Raw genomic sequence first — 17,175 nt, 5'->3', positions numbered from 1 at the left:
GTCGTCGCGGGCTATCCGGCCCGGCCGAAGGACGTCGTCGTCGCCAGGTGGCGACGTCCCAAGGTGCGTACACCAGGCGGCCCATCCGGGGCACACATCTCGGGTGGCCCGTGAGTGTCCAGGAGGACAACGCCGTATGGCCAAGATGATCGCGTTCGACGAAGAGGCGCGCCGCGGCCTCGAGCGGGGCATGAACCAGCTCGCCGACGCCGTAAAGGTGACCCTCGGCCCCAAGGGCCGCAACGTCGTGCTCGAGAAGAAGTGGGGTGCCCCCACCATCACCAACGATGGTGTGAGCATCGCCAAGGAGATCGAGCTCGAGGACCCGTACGAGAAGATCGGCGCCGAGCTGGTCAAGGAGGTCGCCAAGAAGACCGACGACGTCGCCGGTGACGGCACGACGACGGCGACCGTCCTGGCCCAGGCCCTGGTTCGCGAGGGCCTGCGCAACGTGGCCGCCGGTGCCAACCCGATGGCCCTGAAGCGGGGCATCGAGGCTGCGGTCGCGAGCGTCTCGGAGGAGCTGTCCAAGCTCGCCAAGGACGTCGAGACCAAGGAGCAGATCGCCTCCACCGCCTCCATCTCCGCTGGCGACAGCACCGTCGGCGAGATCATCGCCGAGGCGATGGACAAGGTCGGCAAGGAAGGCGTCATCACCGTCGAGGAGAGCAACACCTTCGGGCTGGAGCTGGAGCTCACCGAGGGTATGCGCTTCGACAAGGGCTACATCTCGGCCTACTTCATGACCGACCCGGAGCGTATGGAGGCCGTCTTCGACGACCCGTACATCCTGATCGTCAACAGCAAGATCTCGTCGGTGAAGGACCTGCTCCCGATCCTGGAGAAGGTCATGCAGGGCGGCAAGCCGCTGCTGATCATCGCCGAGGACATCGAGGGCGAGGCCCTGGCCACCCTGGTGGTCAACAAGGTCCGTGGCACCTTCAAGTCGGTCGCCGTCAAGGCGCCGGGCTTCGGTGACCGCCGCAAGGCCATGCTGGGCGACATCGCCATCCTCACCGGTGGCCAGGTCATCAGCGAGGAGGTCGGCCTCAAGCTCGACGCCGTCAGCGTCGACATGCTGGGCCGCGCCCGCAAGGTCGTCGTCACCAAGGACGAGACCACCATCGTCGACGGTGCCGGTGACGCCGAGCAGATCCAGGGCCGGGTCAACCAGATCCGGGCCGAGATCGACAAGAGCGACTCCGACTACGACCGCGAGAAGCTGCAGGAGCGGCTGGCCAAGCTGGCCGGTGGCGTTGCGGTCATCAAGGTCGGCGCGGCCACCGAGGTCGAGCTGAAGGAGCGCAAGCACCGCATCGAGGACGCCGTTCGCAACGCGAAGGCGGCCGTCGAGGAGGGCATCGTCCCGGGTGGTGGCGTCGCGCTGGTGCAGGCCGGCAAGACCGCCTTCGACAAGCTGGACCTGGTCGGCGACGAGGCGACCGGTGCCAACATCGTCAAGGTCGCGCTGGACGCCCCGCTGCGGCAGATCGCCGTCAACGCCGGCCTCGAGGGCGGCGTCGTGGTGGAGAAGGTCCGTAACCTCGAAGCGGGTCACGGCCTCAACGCCGCCAACGGCGAGTACGTCGACCTGCTGGCCGCGGGCATCATCGACCCGGCCAAGGTGACCCGTTCGGCGCTGCAGAACGCGTCGTCGATCGCCGCGCTGTTCCTCACCACCGAGGCCGTCGTCGCGGACAAGCCGGAGAAGACCCCGGCTGCCCCGGCTGGCCCGGGTGGCGGGGACATGGACTTCTGAGTCCAGTTCCGACACACCGAACGGGGCGGGCCGCTGACGCGGTCCGCCCCGTTCGTCGTCAGGTGGGCAGTCGACGCTGGTTGCGCCGCTTCTGCGCCCGGTCGTACGGCGGCAGCGACCGGATCGGCGCGTCCACCATCTCCTGCGGTTCCTCGGACGCCGGTCGTCCGTCGGTGCTCATCTCGGCCAGCTGTTCGGCGTCCCCGTAGTCCAACCGGTCGAACGGCAGTTGGCCGGGCAGTTCGTCGGCCGGTTTCCAGGTGATCGGCGGGCCGTCCTCGGTCTGGTCGTCCTCCGTGGTCATGGCTGCCTCCTCTACCAAAACGGTAGGGGGCGTCGATGCCCGACGCGGACGAATGGATCAATGTCCCATTTGACCGCTATTGCGCCCCAAGGCGTCGCCGGTACAGGAAGAACACCCGCTCGATCCGCGCACCCGCGCTACCCGAGTAGAACGGCACCGGCCCCACCCAGCCGATCTCCGCCCGGTCCAGTCCCGCCGCACGCTGGTCCCGCAGGCAGCGTCGCAGCAGCACCCCGCCGATGCCCGAGCCCTCGGCGGCCGGGGCCGTGCCCATCGGCCCGAACCAGCTCGGCCGCGACGATCCGTAGGCGGCGAAGCCCAGCACCTCGCCGGCCCGCTCCGCCAGGTGGCAGCCGGCCCCCTCGCGGCCCACCGATCCGGCCAGCTCGCCGTCCCAGGCGCCGCCGAAGGTGGACCGGGCGAACGCGGTCAGCGCCGGCAGGTCCGCGGGCTCGGCCCGCCGTACCGTGATGCCCTGCCCGGCCAGCCGCCGCTCGGCGGCCTCCGTCGACCGCAGCGCCGGGGACTCGTCGTACGACAGGTCCGCCGTCATGTTCCAGGCGGTCCGGTCCTGCTGGTAGCCGAGCGCGAGGGCCGCGCACACCGCCGGCGTGTACCGCACGTCGATGCCGGGCCAGGCGTAGTACGGCGGGTTTCCGGCCAGCAGCACCTCGGTCACACCGTGCTGGGCGAGCGCCCGCTCGGCCCAGGCGAGCAGTGCGCGGCCGACGCCCCGGCGACGTTGCCCCGGCAGTACGGCGACCAGGTCCACGTGCCCGATGCCCGGCTCCGTCGGCGACACCGAGCAGAGCAGCACCCCGACCAGGTCGCCGGACCGGTACGCCCCCAGCCCGATCACCGTCCGGTCGACGGCGGCCCGGGGCCAGAGGACGTCCACGATCGCGTCCGCCTCGGCGGCGTCCTCCGGCAGTTCTAGCGCCTGCGCGCAGAGCCGCGCCACGGTGGGCGCGAGATCGAGGGCCAGCTCGGTGACGGTGATCTCAGCGTCCATGGGTGCCGACCCTAGATCACCCGCCGGCCTCCGCCCTGGTCACCCCCGGGCGGCGCGGACGGCGGCGTACGCGTCGACCTGGCCGGCGCCGGTGACGTTGGCCGGGGTGCCGCAGGCGTCACTGGGATTGCGCGAGCGGTACGTCGGCTCGGCCGGCGTGGCGGTGTCCCGCAGGATCTGCCGGGTCCGGGCCAGGTCGCCGATCAGCGCCGGGTTCGCCGACCACATGAGCGCGACCACTCCCGCCACCTGCGGGGTCGCCATCGACGTGCCGTCCAGCGCCGCGTACCCGCCGCCGGGCATGGCCGACACGACCCCCACCCCGGGGGCCAGCACGTCCGGCTTGCCCGCCCCGCCGCCCGGAACCGGGCCGCGCGAGGAGAACTCCGCGACGCGTCGCTGCGCGTCCACCGCGCCCACGGTCAGCACGTTCGCGTACGGCGCGGGTGGGTCGTCGATCGATGCGCACCACGGCCCGGTGTTCCCGGCGGCGGCGACCACGAAGATCCCGGCCGCGTCCAGCGCCGTGGTGGCCGGCAGCAACGCGTCCCGGTCGCAGCCCTCGATCGAGGGGCAGCCCCACGAATTGGTCAGCACCTGCGGGGCGCGCTCCGGCCGGCCGTCGGTGAACGGGTCACCCCCCGTCGGGAACGGCGCCAGCATGAACTGGAGGCAGTCCAGGTAGTGCCCCGGGCTGCCCAGGTTGCGGTCCAGGTTGACGCAGCCCACCCACTGCGCGTCCGGGGCCACGCCGATGCCGTTGCGTCCGACCGCGCTGCCCACCGTGTGGGTGCCGTGCCCGCCCTGGTCGTTCGGTGCCCGGGTGCCGTCCCACGGGTCGTACCAGGAGTCGTCGCCGCCCCGGAACCCGGCCCGCAGCGCCGGATGGCCGCCGTCCACGCCGGAATCGGAACTGCCGACCACGATCCCCGTGCCGGTCACCCCGAGTTGGGACCAGACCCGGTCCGCGCCGAGCTGACGGATGTTCCACTCCGGGCCGGTGGGTGCCGGGGCGGTGCCCCGGGTCTGTCCCGCCGGGGCGGGCAGCGGCCGCAGGCGCTGGCTGACCAGTACCCGGGCCACCTCGGGCCGACGGGCGAGCCAGGCGCGCACGGCCGGACCACCATCCACCTCGACCGCGTTGACCAGGTAGTACGGCACCGGGTCGAGCCGTAGCCGCCCCGCCGTGCGGCGCAGGTCGGCCTGCGTACGGTCGGCGGTCGCCACCAGCCGCCGGTAGACCTCCGTTGCGCGGGCGTCCCGCCCGGCCTGTCCCAGGGCGCCGGCCGGGATGCCGCTCAGGTCGGCCTGCTCGCGCAGCACCACCAGCAGCCGCTCGCCGTACAGGCCGGGCTGACCGGGCCCGACGTCGACCACGCCCACCGTCACCAGCAGGACCGCCGCCGCCAGCGCGGCCACCCGGCGACTCGGGGTACGTGCCGCTGGGCGGGCCAGCAGCACCGCGTACCCGATGGCGAGGACGACCGCGACGGCGAGGCCGACGCCGGCGGCGGCCGCGACCCAGAACGGCACGTCGCGGGTGCCGACCAGCAGCAGGCTGATCTCTTCCGGGTCGGTGAACGCCAGCGGCCCGAGCGCGGCCAGGCCCACCAGCCAGCCGGTGGCGCCCCGGCCGGCGCGGACCTGGTCGGCCGGATCGAGCCCGGGCCCCCGGGTCGCGGCGGGCCCGGCGGCCCGTCCCTGCGGCGCGGCCGGGTCGGCGGTCGGTGCCTGCGGCGCGGCCGGGTCGGCGGTCGGTCGTCGGGTCGCGGCGTAGAGCGCGGCCAGCGCGAAGCCCGTCGGCGGCAGCGTGAGCAGGGCGGGCAACTGCGCGCCGGACTGGCCCGTCCCGGCCGCGAGCAGCAGCAGCGCCACCCCGGCGACGAGGCCACCGACCAGCACCAGGCGGGCCGGTCGGGGTGGCCGGCCGACCGCGAACCGGGACCAGAAGGTGGCGTCCAGCAGCGTGGCGGCCAGCACGCCCAGCGAGGCGGCTGCCAGCGCCGCGAGGACCGTCTCCAGCAGCCCGCCGAGCGCGCCCAGCCAGGCCCACGGCAGCAACAGCGCCAACCCGGCGGCGACCGCCAGCAGCGGCACCGCGCCCGGCCGGCGCGAGTCGCGCCCCGCCAGCTCCGCGTCACCCGTGGCGTCGGTCCGCGTGGCGTCGGTCGGGGTGGCGTCGGTCGGGGTGGCGTCGGTCCGCGCGGCGTCGCCCTCGTCGCCGGGTGCCGGGCCGTCGACCAGGCCAGCCGGCCCGGGGTACGTCCGCCGACGTCCCGACCACCTGACGGCGAGCGCGGCGAGGAGCGTCGCGGCGGCCAGCGTGGCGAGGTACGCCTCGTGGTGCACGGGCGGCACGACGCGCAGCAGGATGAGGACGCCGAGGATGAGCACGGCGGCCAACCACACCCGTCCGGTGGCCCGGACCGTGGTCGAGCGGGGCAGTACCGCCAGCAGTAGGGCGGGCGTGCCGACCAGCACGACGGTGACCAGGCCGAGCACCGGCCACAGCCAGCCCAGCCGGTCCCGTCCGAAGCCGAGCAGCACCTGATCGGTGAGCCAGCCACCGGTCTGGACGGCCACCGTGACCGCGACGATCCAGCAGCCGACGAACACGGCCGCGACCACCGGCCACGGGGAGCTGCGGGCGCCGACCCCGGGATGCGCAGGTTGACCATGCATCCGGAAACCCTACGACCACCCCGAGCGGTCCCGAATCGAAGAACCGCGCAGATCTCGAACAGTTTCCGGTGGCGGAAACTGTCCACGGTCCGCGGCCGGTCGACCCGGAACCCTGGGGAGGCGGGACGGGCGGCGCATGCCGACCGGCTGGCAGGGCGGTTACGGTGGATGGGTGCGTGATCCCAATGTCTCCCGGTCCGTCGCCGGGCAGCTCTCGCCGATCCGTCGTGCGGCAGACCTGCGCCGACTCCGCGCCGAACGCTTCGACGTCCTGGTCATCGGGGGTGGCGTGACCGGTGCCGGTGCCGCCCTGGACGCGGCGTCCCGGGGCCTGAAAGTCGCCCTGGTCGAGGCGCGCGACCTCGCGTCGGGCACGTCGAGCCGATCCAGCAAGCTGATCCACGGCGGGCTGCGTTACCTGGAGCAGTTGGAGTTCCACCTGGTCCACGAGGCGCTGACCGAGCGCGGTCTGCTGGCGACCCGGCTCGCGCCGCACCTGGTCCGTCCGGTGCCGTTCCTCGTGCCGCTGCCCGCCGGCCGGGGTCTGCGGGACGTGCCGGCGCGCGTCTTCCGCCGTTCGTACTACGGCGCGGGCGTGGCCGCGTACGACGCCTTCGCCGGTCTCTTCGGCGGCGGCCGGGGCATGCCACTGCACCGGCACCTCACCCGGGAGGGCGCTCGGCGGATCTTCCCGAGCCTGCGTGCCGACGCCCTGGCCGGCGCGATCCGCTACTACGACGGGCAGGTCGACGACGCCCGGTTGGTCGTCACCCTGGCCCGTACCGCCGCCAGCCTCGGCGCCACGGTGGTGAGCAGCGCCCGTGCCGTCGGGTTGATCCGCCAGGCGCGGGAGGTCACCGGTGTCCGGGTCCGCGACCTGGAGGCCCCGCCCGGTTCGCCGGACGCGGAGTTCGAGGTGCAGGCCCGCACCGTCATCGCGGCCACCGGCGTGTGGAGCGACGACATGTCCCGGATGCTCAACGACGTGGGCCTGCGGCCCGGCATCCGGGTGCGTGCCTCGAAGGGGGTGCACCTGGTGGTGCCCCGCTCGGCGATCACCGGGGAGACGGGGCTCATCCTGCGTACGGCGACGTCGGTGCTCTTCGTCATCCCGTGGGGCGGGCACTGGATCATCGGTACGACGGACACCGACTGGCGGCTGGACCGGTCCCACCCGGCGGCTTCGGCACGCGACATCGACTACCTGTTGCAGCAGGTCAACACCGTCTTGGACCGGCCGCTGACCACCGCCGACATCGAGGGCGTCTACGCCGGGCTGCGCCCGCTGCTGGCCGGGGAGGCCGACTCCACCTCGAAGCTGTCCCGGGAGCACGCGGTGTTCGAGCCGATGCTCGGGCTGCTGCTGGTGGCCGGTGGCAAGTACACGACGTACCGGGTGATGGCGTCCGACGTGGTCGACCGGGCCGTACGCCGATTGGGGGGTGGCCGGGCGTCGCGGACGGCCGACCTGCCGCTGCTGGGCGCGGACGGGTACGCGGCGCTGTGGCGGGACCGGGCCGACCTGGCCCGGCGGCACGGCGTTCCGGTGGGTGTGGTGGAGCACCTGCTGGAGCGGTACGGCAACCTCACCCTCGACCTGCTGGCGCTTGTCGACGCCGAGCCGCTGCTCGCGTCGCCGCTGGCCGGCGCTCCGGAGTACCTGGCGGCCGAGGTCGCCTACGCGGCGCGGGCCGAGGGGGCGCTGCACCTGGAGGATGTGCTGACCCGACGTACCCGGATCTCGTTCGAGACCAGTCACCGGGGCCTGGAGTCGGCGGAGCACGCGGCCGAGTTGATGGGCGCGGTGCTGGGGTGGGACGCGGCCACCCGGGCCGCCGAGGTCGAGCACTACCGCGCGCGGGTCGAGGCGGAGCGCCGGTCCCAGCTCATGCCGGACGACGCCGGGGCGGACGCCGCCCGACTCGGTGTGCCGGACGCCCGCGGGTACGCCGCAGACCGGGGTGGCGACGATCAGGCGGAGCTGCGATCCACGGCGAGATGACCGGTATGTAACGCTACCGAGTGGTAACAATCGATAGCTGCCCGGATGGTGGTATCGGACGCTACCTACGGTGGGGTAGGTTTCCGCGCGTGCTGTACCGCGCGCGCCCCCGTCTGCTCGCCCCCGTTCTCGCCGTGGTGCTCGTCGGCGCCCTGGCCGGGTGCTCGCTGCTCGGTCGCGAAGATGCCGAGACGCCGGCCGCCCCTCCGCCGGCCGGCTCGGCGGCCGGCCAATCGACCCCCGAGATCCCCACGACGGTCGCCCAGGGGCAGGTCAGTCTGCTCCAACGCCTCGGAGCGGACGCTCCGCTGCGCACCCTGAGCGTCGAGCGGGACGGCTCGTGGCAGTGCCTCGACTGCGCCGGTGACGGGGTCACCTCCCGCGGCCGGCTGGCGCCGGAGCAGACCGAGCGGCTTCAGGTGCTGCTCGCCGACCCCCGGCTCGCCGAGGAGACCGACCAGGCCCGGCGGTACCGGACCACCTGCATCGACGCCCTGACGTCGAGCCTGCTCACCTCGTCCGGGCTGATCTCCTCGCAGGACTGCCCGGGTGAGGAACGCCCGCCGGTGGCCGGCGAGATCCTGTTGCTGCTCACCCAGGCCACGCCCGCCGAGGTCAAGGGCTGAGCGCACCCCGTCAGAGCACCTTGCCGGGGTTGAGCAGACCGGCCGGGTCCAGCGCCGACTTGATCGCCTGGTGCACCCGGACGCCGACCGGGCCGATCTCCCGCGCCAACCACTCCCGCTTGAGCAGGCCCACGCCGTGCTCGCCGGTGCAGGTGCCGCCCAGGTCCAGGCCGAGGCGCATGATCTCGTCGAACGCCCGCCGACCTCGCTGCACGCTCTCCGGGTCGGCCCGGTCCACGACGATGTTCGGATGCATGTTGCCGTCCCCGGCGTGCCCCACCACGCCGATCGGCACCTCGCACTCCGCCGCGATCCGGGCCACCCCGTCGAGCAGCGCGGCGAGCGCACCGCGCGGCACCGCCACGTCGTCGATCACCAGACCGCCGCTGCCCCCGGGGTGGGTGTCGGCGGCGAACTTCTCCATCGCCGGATGGGCCAGCCGGCGGGCCTGCAACAACGCCGCCGCCTCCAGCGCGTCGGTGGCCGCGTAGACCTCCTCGGCGCCGGCGGCCTCGCACACCTGCGCCACGGCGGCCAGGTCGTCGGCGGCCCGATCACCGGTGTCGGCGGCGGCCAGCAGCAGGGCCTGCGCGTCGGTCCGCAGACCCATCGGCCGGTACGCCTCGATCGCCCGCAGGTGGGTCTGGTCGAGCAACTCCAACAGGCTGGGGGTGAGGCCCCGCGCGGCGATCTGGGCCACCGCCGTGCCCGCCGTCGCGGTGGATCCGAAGACCGCCACCAGGGTCAACGAGTCGGCCGGGGCGGGCCGTAGCGCCACGGTCACCTCGGTGATCACGCCGAGCGTGCCCTCCGAGCCGACGAAGAGCCGCGTCAGGTCGTAGCCCGCCACCCCCTTGGCGGTACGCCGGCCGGTGCGCAGCACCTCCCCGGAGGCGAGCACCACCTCCAGGCCCAGCACGTACTCGGTGGTCACGCCGTACTTCACGCAGCACATCCCGCCCGCGTTGGTGGCCACGTTGCCGCCGATCGTGGACGACTCCCAGGAACCGGGGTCCGGCGGGTACCAGAGACCCTGCTTCGCGACGGCCGCCGCGAGCGCGGCGTTGACGACGCCCGGCTGGACGACCGCGATGCGGCCCACCGGATCGATCTCCCGGATCTCGTCCATCGCGACGGTGCTGAGCACCACCGAGCCGTCCACCGCGTTCGCCGCGCCGGCCAGCCCGGTTCGCGCGCCCTGCGGCACGACCGGTACGCCGTGCCGGGCCGCCGCCCGGACCACCGCGACCACCTGCTCGGTGGTCCGGGGACGGGTCACCACGAGGGGTACGCCGGCGGCGCAGAGGTCGGCTTCGTCGCGCTGGTGCACGCGCAGCAGGTCCGGGTCGGTGAGGACGGCGTTCTCGCCCAGCGCGGCGCGCAGGTCGTCGAGGAGTCCGGTGGGGGCCATGCCGCCGAGGCTAAGCCGTGTGTCAGCGGTCATCAACGCGGGTTAACTTTGGCGACATGCTCTACCTGGACCGGCCTGCCTGGCCGTGGCGCGGTCGGCTCTGGTCGCACCTGATCAGCGATGTCTCCTACGCCGAGTTGCACGCCTTCGCGGAGGCGTTGGGGGCACCCCGGCGCGGTTTCGACCGGGACCACTACGACATTCCGGCCGACCGGTTCGCGGCGGCGGTGTGGCTCGGCGCCCGGGTGGTGCCGAGCCGGGAACTGGTCCGGCTGCTGCGCGACGCCGGGCTGCGCCGCCCGAAGCACCTCAGCGGTTTGTCGGCCCGGTGAGAGTTGCCAGCTCACGACGAAGATTGTCGCGGGCCGAAGCCTCCCACCTTCGCGCCAGCGGCGGCAGCCGGAACAGCGCGGGCAGTTCCAGCAGCCCGGTGAGGACGCTGGCCCGACCGCTGCGGAAGGCCGGGTCGGGCACGTGCGCGTACTCCCGTCTGATGGCCGCCGCGTAGCGGTCGTAGGCGGCCGGCGGACCGGCCAGCACGGCGAGGTCGGCGTCGCAGAGCAGTGCGCCGTCGTGGTCGTCCGCCGTCACCCGGTGCCCGGCGGTGAGCAGGACCAGCCGACGGACCTCGGCCACCGCGGGTTCGGGCACCCCGAGCCCGGTGAGCAGGCTCCCGGCCAGGTCCGCGCTGTCCCGTTCGTTGGCGTCACCGGCGGCCCGTGGGTCGTAGACCGCGTCGTGGCACCAGGCGGCCAACCGGACCAGGTCGGGCCGTTCGGCCAGCCCGGCATGGCGGTCCACCACATCGAGTACGGCGGCCAGGTGCGGGACGGTGTGGTAGTGCCGGTGCGGCTCCCGCCAGCGGGCCAGCAGCCGCTCACCGGCCAGAGTCGCGTGCTCGTCCGGCTTCGCACCGGCGGCGCGGACCGCCGCCCGCCACCGTTCCAGCAGATCGGCCACCGTCCGAGTCTGCCGCATTCGCCCGCACCGCACGTCGGCGGGAGGATTCAGCGGGTCTGCCACGGGTAGTCGCGCCCATGGCGGCGGCCCGGGACAAGAGATCTCCGATGGTGCGGCGTGCGCCGCTGCGCGACGGACTGGTGGACGTCGACGGAGCGCGCATCGCCGAGGCCACCGAGCAGCTCAAGCACCGCAGCCGGGCCACCCTGCACGACCGGCTGCACCGGGTACGGATGGCCGGGGGGCTCGCCGTCCAGGCCGGGTTGGCGGCCGGCCTGGCGTACCTCGTCTCGCACAAGGTGCTCGGAAACCCGCAACCGGTCTTCGCGCCGATCTCGGCGGTCGGCACGCTGGCCGCGTCGGTGGGTCAGCGGTTCCGCCGGACCGTGGAGCTGATCGTCGGGGTGGGCGTCGGGGTGTTCGTCGGCGATCTGCTGATCTACTTCCTCGGCACCGGCGCGTGGCAGCTCGGCCTGGTGGTCACCGTCGCGATCCTGCTCACCATCTTCGCCGGGGCGAGCGTGGCCATCGTCATCCAGGCGGCGGCCACGGCGGTGCTGATCGTGACGCTGAGCCCGTCCACCCAGAATCTGGAGATCCCCCGCTTCGTCGACGCGTTCCTCGGCGGCGGCGTCGCGTTGCTGGTGACGGCGGTGCTGCTGCCGCTGAACCCGCTCCGGGTGATCAACCGGGCCGCCCGGCCGGCGCTGGACCTGCTCGCGGCGCAGCTCGACGCCACCGCCGACGGCCTGCGCTCCCGGGACCGCGCGACCATCCAGCGGGCGCTGGAACGGCTGCGCAACAACAAGGACGAGCTGGCCACCCTGAGCGAGGCGATCGAGGGCGCCAAGGAGACCGCCACCCTGTCGCCGGCCCGCTGGCACCGCCGCGACGAGCTGGTCCACTACGCGGAGGCGGCCGACCCGATCGACCGGGCGATGCGCAACTCCGGCACCCTGATCCGCCGGTCCGTCACCCTGATCGAGGACGACGAGCCGGTGCCCGACCCCATGCCGGACGCGATCGGTCACCTCGCCGAGTCGGTCCGGCTGCTCAAACACGAGTTCGCGGCGGGGGAGGAGCCGCAGCAGGCGCGGGAGCGGTCGCTGCGGGCCGTCAGCGAGGCCGGCCGGGCGTACGGGGATGGGGTCGGCTTCTCCGGCAGCGTGGTGATCGCCCAGATCCGTACCACGGCCAGCGACCTCCTGGTGGCCTCCGGCATCGAGCAGGAGGAGGCGAACCGCTGCATCCGCACCTCCTTCGGGGACCAGGAGCGGCCGGTGGGTGAACCCGCCGAGCCGGGCGACGCCCCGAAGCCACCCACCGCCCCGCCGGTCGGCTGAGAACGCGCCTCAGGCCAGCTCGGCGAGCGCCGCGAGCAGCCGATCCACCTGGGCGGGGGTGCTGCCCAGACCGATGCTGGCACGCAGCGCGGTCGGCGGAAGATCCCTCCGGCCGGTACGCGTGGCGGCCTCGTCGAGCAGCCGCCGGGCCAGCGGGTGGGCGCAGAACAACCCGTCCCGTACGCCGATGTGGTGCTCGGCCGCGAGCCGGGCGGCCACCGTGGCCGAGTCCTGACCGGCGACCACGAAGGACACGATGCCGACCCGGGGCGCGTCCGGGCCGAAGGTCCGCAACTCCACGACGTGCGGCAGGGCCGCGAGGCCGGCACGCAGCCGGGCCAGCAACGCCTGCTCGCGGGCGGCGAGCGCGACCCGGTCGGCGTCGGTCAACGCCGCGCACACCGCCGCCAGCGCCACCGCGCCGAGCAGGTTCGGGGTGCCGCCCTCGTGCCGGGCCGGACCGGTCGCCCAGGTCACGTCGTGGGTGGCCGGCCCGACACGGCTGGTGGCCCCTCCGCCGGCCAGGTACGGCGGGGCCGCGTCCAGCCAGTCCGCCCGGCCGACGAGCACACCCGCGCCGAACGGGGCGTAGAGCTTGTGGCCGGAGACGGCCAGGTAGTCCACGTCGAGCGCGCGCCTGTCGACCGGGGCGTGCGGGGCCAGCTGCGCCGCGTCGAGGACGATCCGGGCGCCGTGCCGGTGGGCCACCCGGGCGAGGTCGGCGACCGGCCACAGCTCACCGGTCACGTTGCTCGCCCCGGTCACCGCGACCAGCACCGGCAGCGCGGGGTTGCTGTCGCGGCGCAGCTCGGTCAGCGCGGCGGCGAGGTCGCGTACCGCCCCGGCCGGGTTGGCGGGCACCGGCAGGCGTACCGAGCCGCGCGGCCAGGGCAGCAGGTTCGCGTGGTGCTCACCGGCGAAGGTGACCACCGTCGTGCCGGCCGGCAACGACCGGGCCAGCAGGTTGAGCGCGTCCGTGGTGTTGCGGGTGAAGACGACGTGGTCGTCCGCGCCCGCGCCGAAGAAGTCGCCGACCGTCTGCCGGGCCCGCTCGTAGGCCAGCGTGCAGCGCCGCGACAGCGCGCCCGCGCCCCGGTGCACGCTGGCGTACCAGGGCAGCAGTTCGGTGACCGCGTCGGCCGCGGCCCGCGCGCAGGGCGCGGTGGCCGCGTAGTCGAGGTTGATCTCGCCGGGTACGCCGAGCACGTCGAGCGCCGCCGACGGCGGAGACGCGAGAGCGGGCAGGCTGGGCAGCGAGGGTACGAGAGTGACGGACACGCCGGAACCTCCGGGGTCAGGGACCCCGGGTGTGGCATCGGGACGGGGTCCGCGCTTGCCCAGCACGCCGATCGGGCTGGGCCCGGTCATCACCCGGGGCACCCCACCGCGAACTCGACGAGGGTTGCCGGCCAGCAAGCCGGGGCTTGACGCTGGCGCTCGTGACCTGCCGGCAGCATAGCGGCTGTGGATGCGGCCGAACCAGCCGGCGGGGGATGGCTACGCTGACCGCATGGCCGACACCCCGCCCGGTGCACCCCTGCCGTCGCCGCCGCACCCGCCCGCGGCCCCGCCCGCCGGCACGTCACCCGGGATGCCGCCGCGCCGCTTCGGCTGGCTGCGGTTCCTGGTGCTGGCCGGGGTGGTGCTGCTCATCGCCGCGTGCGCGGTCTTCATGGTCATCCGCCTCGGTCAGTCGCTGGGCCTACAGGCGCTGCTGGTCGGGGTGGGCGCCGCGATCCTGCCGGTGCCGGTGCTGGTCGCCTGCTTCCTCTGGCTCGACCGGTACGAGCCGGAACCCCTGAAATACCTGATCTTCTGCTTCGCCTGGGGCGCGTTCGTCTCCACCGCCGCCTCGCTGAACGTGAACGAGTTCGCCGCCGGACGGTTCGCCGACTGGGGACTGCCGGACGCGCTGACCGCCGTGCTGGTGGCGCCGTTCATCGAGGAGCTGACCAAGGCGCTCGGCCCGATCCTGCTGCTGGTGTTCCGGCGTCGGGAGTGGTCCGGGATCACCGACGGCCTGGTCTACTGCGGGCTCTCCGCGGTCGGCTTCGCCATGGTGGAGAACATCCTCTACCTGGGCGGGTACGGCTACGCGGCTGGCGCCGACCGGTACGGCCCGGCGACCGGCACCCAGCAGGTGATCGCCATCTTCATCGTGCGGATCCTCCTGTTCGGGTTCGCCCATCCCCTCTTCACCTCGATGACCGGCCTGGGTCTCGGCGTCGCCTCCCGGAGCGCCGACCGGCGGGTCCGGGTGCTCGCCCCGATCGCCGGCCTGCTGCTGGCGATGATGCTGCACGGCACCTGGAACCTGCTGCCCACGCTCACCCAGGCCACCGGCGAGGCCGTGATCATGCTGTACGGCTTCCTGGGCCTCATGGTGCCGGTGTTCTTCGGCGTGGTCGGGCTGGCCGTATGGCTGCGAGCCTGGGAGGGGCGGCTCACCGAGCGGACGCTGCCGGACTACGTACGCGCCGGCTGGTTGACCCCACCCGAGGTGGCCGCCCTGAGCAGCCTGGGTCGCCGGCACGCCGCCCGGAGCTGGGCCCGCCGCGTCGGCGGCGACGCTGGTGCGCGTGCCATGCGCGGATATCAGCTCGCCGCGACCCGGCTGGCCCTGCTGCGGGACGGGACGCTGCGTGGTCTCGACCGCAAACCGGCCGACCAGGAGCGGACCGCCGTCGAGGAGCGGCAGCTCCTGGAGGCGATCAGCGCGTACCGGTCGTACTTCGTGGGCCGGGACCCGCAGGCCCCGGCCGGTGTCTGGGACGGTAGCCAGTACCACCTGCGCTTTCCGGACGGCACGCAGCGATCGGTGTCCGCGCCCGACGAGCCGGTGGTGCCCATCCCGGTGGTGCTCGCCCCGCCGCCTCCGGTCGGCTACCCGCCGGCCGGTTGGCACGGCCTGCGCCCCGCCGCGCCGTGGCCGCCTGGTAACGCCTGAGCGCGGGTGGGCGGCGGGTCAGGTCATCAGGGTGGTGAGGAAGTCGCCGAGCCCCTGGGCCATCGCGATCAACGCCGCCCCGATCCCCTTGAACAACTGCGCCGCGCCGTCCGGCCGGAACGCCATGAAGTAGATCAGGAACGCGACGCTGCCCCAGGTCAGCAGTTTCTTCACGAATACCGGCATCGTCCCTCCCCAGGGCCACGGTCGCCGGCTGGCTTCCCGTCATACGGTCCGACAAACGGCGCCGTCGGCCCGGGGCGGCTACAGGTAGAGGCCGGTGGAGTCGTTCTCGATCCGCTCGGCGGCCACGGCGTGCACGTCGCGCTCGCGCAGCAGCACGTACCCGCGGCCGTGCAGCTCGACCTCGGAGCGCTCGTCCGGGTCGAAGAGCACCCGGTCGCCGGAGACGATGGCGCGGACGTTCGGCCCCACACCCACGGCGGTCGCCCACGCGAGGCGCTTGCCGACCGCTGCGGTCGCCGGGATGACGATGCCAGCGGTGGAGCGACGCTCGCCTTCGCTGCCGTCCATCCGCACCAGCACACGATCGTGCAGCAGGCGGATGGGCAGGCCGGAGTCGAGATCCTGGTCGGCGGTCACGGGGCAGACGCTACCGTGTCGCGGGTGACCGGCCGCCGGTGGTTACGCCCATGGCCGTGCGGGCATTGTGTGGCGGAACTGCCCTACGGTGTCGGGAACGGACGTATGCTGTCCGACCTGTCGCCGTGGGCGGACGACTCTTCTGCCAGGAGGTGCGCTTGAGCCGCTTCGAGCGGGTACGCGGGCGGCTGCGCCGCGCCTACCAGTCAGAAAAGGAGTCGGTACGCGCCGCCCAGGAGACCCCGAGCGACGCGCCGGAGACGCCCGGGATCGCCTCGCCGGCCGTCCCCGGGCCCGCCGCCCCGGCGCAGGCCACGGTCGTCGGAGCGGAGCCCGGCGTGGACCTGCACAGCTCGACGTCCAGCCGGGACGACGCCGACGTCCCGCACGGCCTGCGGATCGCCGCCGCCTGGTGCTGGCGGCTGATCGTGATCGGTGTGGTGGCCTGGGCGCTGCTGCGGATCGTCGGCACGGTCCGGATCGTGATCATCCCGTTGGCCATCGCGTTGCTGCTCTCGGCCCTGCTCGCGCCGGCCGTGGGCTGGCTGCTGCGGGCCCGGCTGCCCCGTTCGCTGGCGACGGCTGTGGTGCTGGTCGGCGGTCTGGCGGCGGTCATCGGCACCCTGACCCTGGTGGTCAACGAGTTCATCCGGGGCGTACCGGAGCTGAGCCAGAAGTCTTCCGAGGGCGTCCGGCAGATCCAGAACTGGCTCAAGACGGGCCCGTTGCACCTGTCCGACACCCAGCTCGACCGCTACATCGACGAGGCGCAGGGCTGGATCAACGACAACACCTCGAAGTTCACCAGCGGCGCGCTGAGCACCGCGGCGACGCTGGCCGAGGTGCTGACCGGCACGCTGCTGGTGCTGTTCGCGACGTTCTTCTTCCTGCGCGACGGCAACAAGATCTGGCGTTTCGTCGTCCGGCTGTTGCCGGTGGCCGCCCGCTGGAAGGTCGACGACGCCGGGCGGGCCGCCTGGCAGACCCTCGTCGCGTACGTCCGGGCGACCGTGCTGGTCGCCTTCATCGACGCCGTCGGCATCGGGATCTTCCTGGTCATCTTCGACGTGCCGTTCGCCTTCCCGCTGGCCGCGCTGGTGTTCCTCGGCGCGTTCATCCCGATCGTCGGCGCGGCGCTCTCCGGCGGTGTCGCCGTGCTGGTGGCACTCGTCGACAGCGGCCCGGTCACCGCGCTGATCATCCTGGGCGCCGTGATCGGCGTGCAGCAGGTCGAGGGGCACGTGCTCCAGCCCATCATCATGGGTCGAGCGGTGGCCATCCACCCGCTCGCGGTGATCATCGGGATCGCGGCCGGTGTGGTGCTCGCGGGCATCACCGGCGCGCTGGTCTCCGTCCCACTGATCGCGGTGCTGAACACCGCGGTGCGCCGCCTCGCCGCCCGTACGGTCCCCGACACCCCGCCCGACGCCGTGGTCGTCGCCTCGCAGGCACCCTGACCGCACGGGCGGCGCGACTCCCCGCCATGATCACGCACGATCGTTGATGTAGTGGCATCCCCGGGCCGG

15 protein-coding genes and 1 riboswitch are annotated in these 17,175 nt (G+C 73.6%); of the genes, 7 read left to right on the top strand and 8 right to left on the bottom strand.

Annotated elements, in window-relative coordinates; genetic code table 11:
- Positions 1-136: 136 nt before the first annotated feature.
- Positions 137-1,759: a chaperonin GroEL gene (gene groL, locus ACQP0N_RS30490; RefSeq protein WP_357392346.1), complete on the top strand. Its 1,623-nt coding sequence runs from the start codon at positions 137-139 to the stop codon at positions 1,757-1,759.
- 58 nt (positions 1,760-1,817) lie between these two features.
- On the opposite strand, the gene ACQP0N_RS30485 is transcribed toward groL, so the two are convergent.
- The 3 genes from ACQP0N_RS30485 to ACQP0N_RS30475 form a co-directional block, all read right to left on the bottom strand.
- Complete coding sequence (locus ACQP0N_RS30485; protein WP_355050899.1) at positions 1,818-2,063, bottom strand: hypothetical protein; 246 nt, start codon at positions 2,061-2,063, stop codon at positions 1,818-1,820.
- Between the two features lie 76 nt (positions 2,064-2,139).
- Entirely contained in the window at positions 2,140-3,075 is a 936-nt protein-coding gene (locus tag ACQP0N_RS30480; RefSeq protein WP_433115887.1) for a GNAT family N-acetyltransferase, read from the bottom strand.
- A 39-nt stretch (positions 3,076-3,114) separates the two neighbouring features.
- Positions 3,115-5,757 carry a S8 family serine peptidase gene (locus ACQP0N_RS30475; protein ID WP_433115885.1) on the bottom strand — a complete coding sequence of 881 codons (2,643 nt, stop codon included), beginning with the start codon at positions 5,755-5,757 and terminating at the stop codon, positions 3,115-3,117.
- 136 nt (positions 5,758-5,893) lie between these two features.
- Here ACQP0N_RS30475 and ACQP0N_RS30470 point away from each other — a divergent pair, with 136 nt between their 5' ends.
- On the top strand, positions 5,894-7,759 hold the full coding sequence (locus tag ACQP0N_RS30470; RefSeq protein WP_433115883.1) for a glycerol-3-phosphate dehydrogenase/oxidase: 1,866 nt from the start codon (positions 5,894-5,896) through the stop codon (positions 7,757-7,759).
- Positions 7,760-7,848: 89 nt separating this feature from the next.
- Positions 7,849-8,385, top strand: a complete 537-nt coding sequence (locus tag ACQP0N_RS30465) for a hypothetical protein (protein WP_433115881.1) — start codon at positions 7,849-7,851, stop codon at positions 8,383-8,385.
- A gap of 10 nt (positions 8,386-8,395) precedes the next feature.
- Here the strand turns inward: ACQP0N_RS30465 and ACQP0N_RS30460 are convergent, their stop codons facing one another.
- Complete coding sequence (locus ACQP0N_RS30460) at positions 8,396-9,796, bottom strand: FAD-binding oxidoreductase (RefSeq protein ID WP_433115879.1); 1,401 nt, start codon at positions 9,794-9,796, stop codon at positions 8,396-8,398.
- Positions 9,797-9,852: 56 nt separating this feature from the next.
- Here ACQP0N_RS30460 and ACQP0N_RS30455 point away from each other — a divergent pair, with 56 nt between their 5' ends.
- Complete coding sequence (locus ACQP0N_RS30455; protein WP_433115877.1) at positions 9,853-10,128, top strand: DUF4031 domain-containing protein; 276 nt, start codon at positions 9,853-9,855, stop codon at positions 10,126-10,128.
- Here ACQP0N_RS30455 and ACQP0N_RS30450 read toward each other — a convergent pair.
- Positions 10,106-10,756, bottom strand: coding sequence for an HD domain-containing protein (locus tag ACQP0N_RS30450; RefSeq protein ID WP_433115875.1), 651 nt, complete (start codon positions 10,754-10,756; stop codon positions 10,106-10,108). The genes ACQP0N_RS30455 and ACQP0N_RS30450 overlap by 23 nt on opposite strands.
- Before the next feature lie 107 nt (positions 10,757-10,863).
- On the opposite strand from ACQP0N_RS30450, the gene ACQP0N_RS30445 reads away from it, so the two are divergent.
- Positions 10,864-12,099: an FUSC family protein gene (locus ACQP0N_RS30445; RefSeq protein ID WP_433115873.1), complete on the top strand. Its 1,236-nt coding sequence runs from the start codon at positions 10,864-10,866 to the stop codon at positions 12,097-12,099.
- A gap of 9 nt (positions 12,100-12,108) precedes the next feature.
- Here ACQP0N_RS30445 and ACQP0N_RS30440 read toward each other — a convergent pair whose 3' ends face one another.
- Positions 12,109-13,344 (bottom strand): aminotransferase class V-fold PLP-dependent enzyme, encoded by a 1,236-nt coding sequence (locus ACQP0N_RS30440; RefSeq protein WP_433121886.1) that lies wholly within the window; start codon positions 13,342-13,344, stop codon positions 12,109-12,111.
- 79 nt (positions 13,345-13,423) lie between these two features.
- Positions 13,424-13,544, bottom strand: a riboswitch (SAM riboswitch).
- A gap of 23 nt (positions 13,545-13,567) precedes the next feature.
- Between ACQP0N_RS30440 and ACQP0N_RS30435 the strand changes: the two genes are divergently transcribed.
- The gene (locus ACQP0N_RS30435; RefSeq protein ID WP_433115872.1) at positions 13,568-15,046 is read left to right on the top strand and encodes a PrsW family intramembrane metalloprotease; all 1,479 of its coding nucleotides are present in this window, start codon (positions 13,568-13,570) and stop codon (positions 15,044-15,046) included.
- 18 nt (positions 15,047-15,064) lie between these two features.
- On the opposite strand, the gene ACQP0N_RS30430 is transcribed toward ACQP0N_RS30435, so the two are convergent.
- Both ACQP0N_RS30430 and ACQP0N_RS30425 read right to left on the bottom strand, forming a co-directional pair.
- A complete protein-coding gene (locus ACQP0N_RS30430; RefSeq protein WP_355050889.1) occupies positions 15,065-15,232 on the bottom strand; it encodes a hypothetical protein in 168 nt (55 codons plus the stop codon).
- A 78-nt stretch (positions 15,233-15,310) separates the two neighbouring features.
- A complete protein-coding gene (locus tag ACQP0N_RS30425) occupies positions 15,311-15,649 on the bottom strand; it encodes a GroES family chaperonin (RefSeq protein WP_433115869.1) in 339 nt (112 codons plus the stop codon).
- Positions 15,650-15,807: 158 nt separating this feature from the next.
- Here ACQP0N_RS30425 and ACQP0N_RS30420 point away from each other — a divergent pair, with 158 nt between their 5' ends.
- The gene (locus ACQP0N_RS30420; RefSeq protein ID WP_433115867.1) at positions 15,808-17,106 is read left to right on the top strand and encodes an AI-2E family transporter; all 1,299 of its coding nucleotides are present in this window, start codon (positions 15,808-15,810) and stop codon (positions 17,104-17,106) included.
- Positions 17,107-17,175 lie beyond the last annotated feature (69 nt).

It is taken from the genome of Micromonospora sp. CA-246542, from assembly GCF_050942905.1.
Taxonomy (GTDB): Bacteria; Actinomycetota; Actinomycetes; order Mycobacteriales; family Micromonosporaceae; genus Micromonospora.
This window is presented reverse-complemented; position numbering and strand designations above follow the sequence as displayed.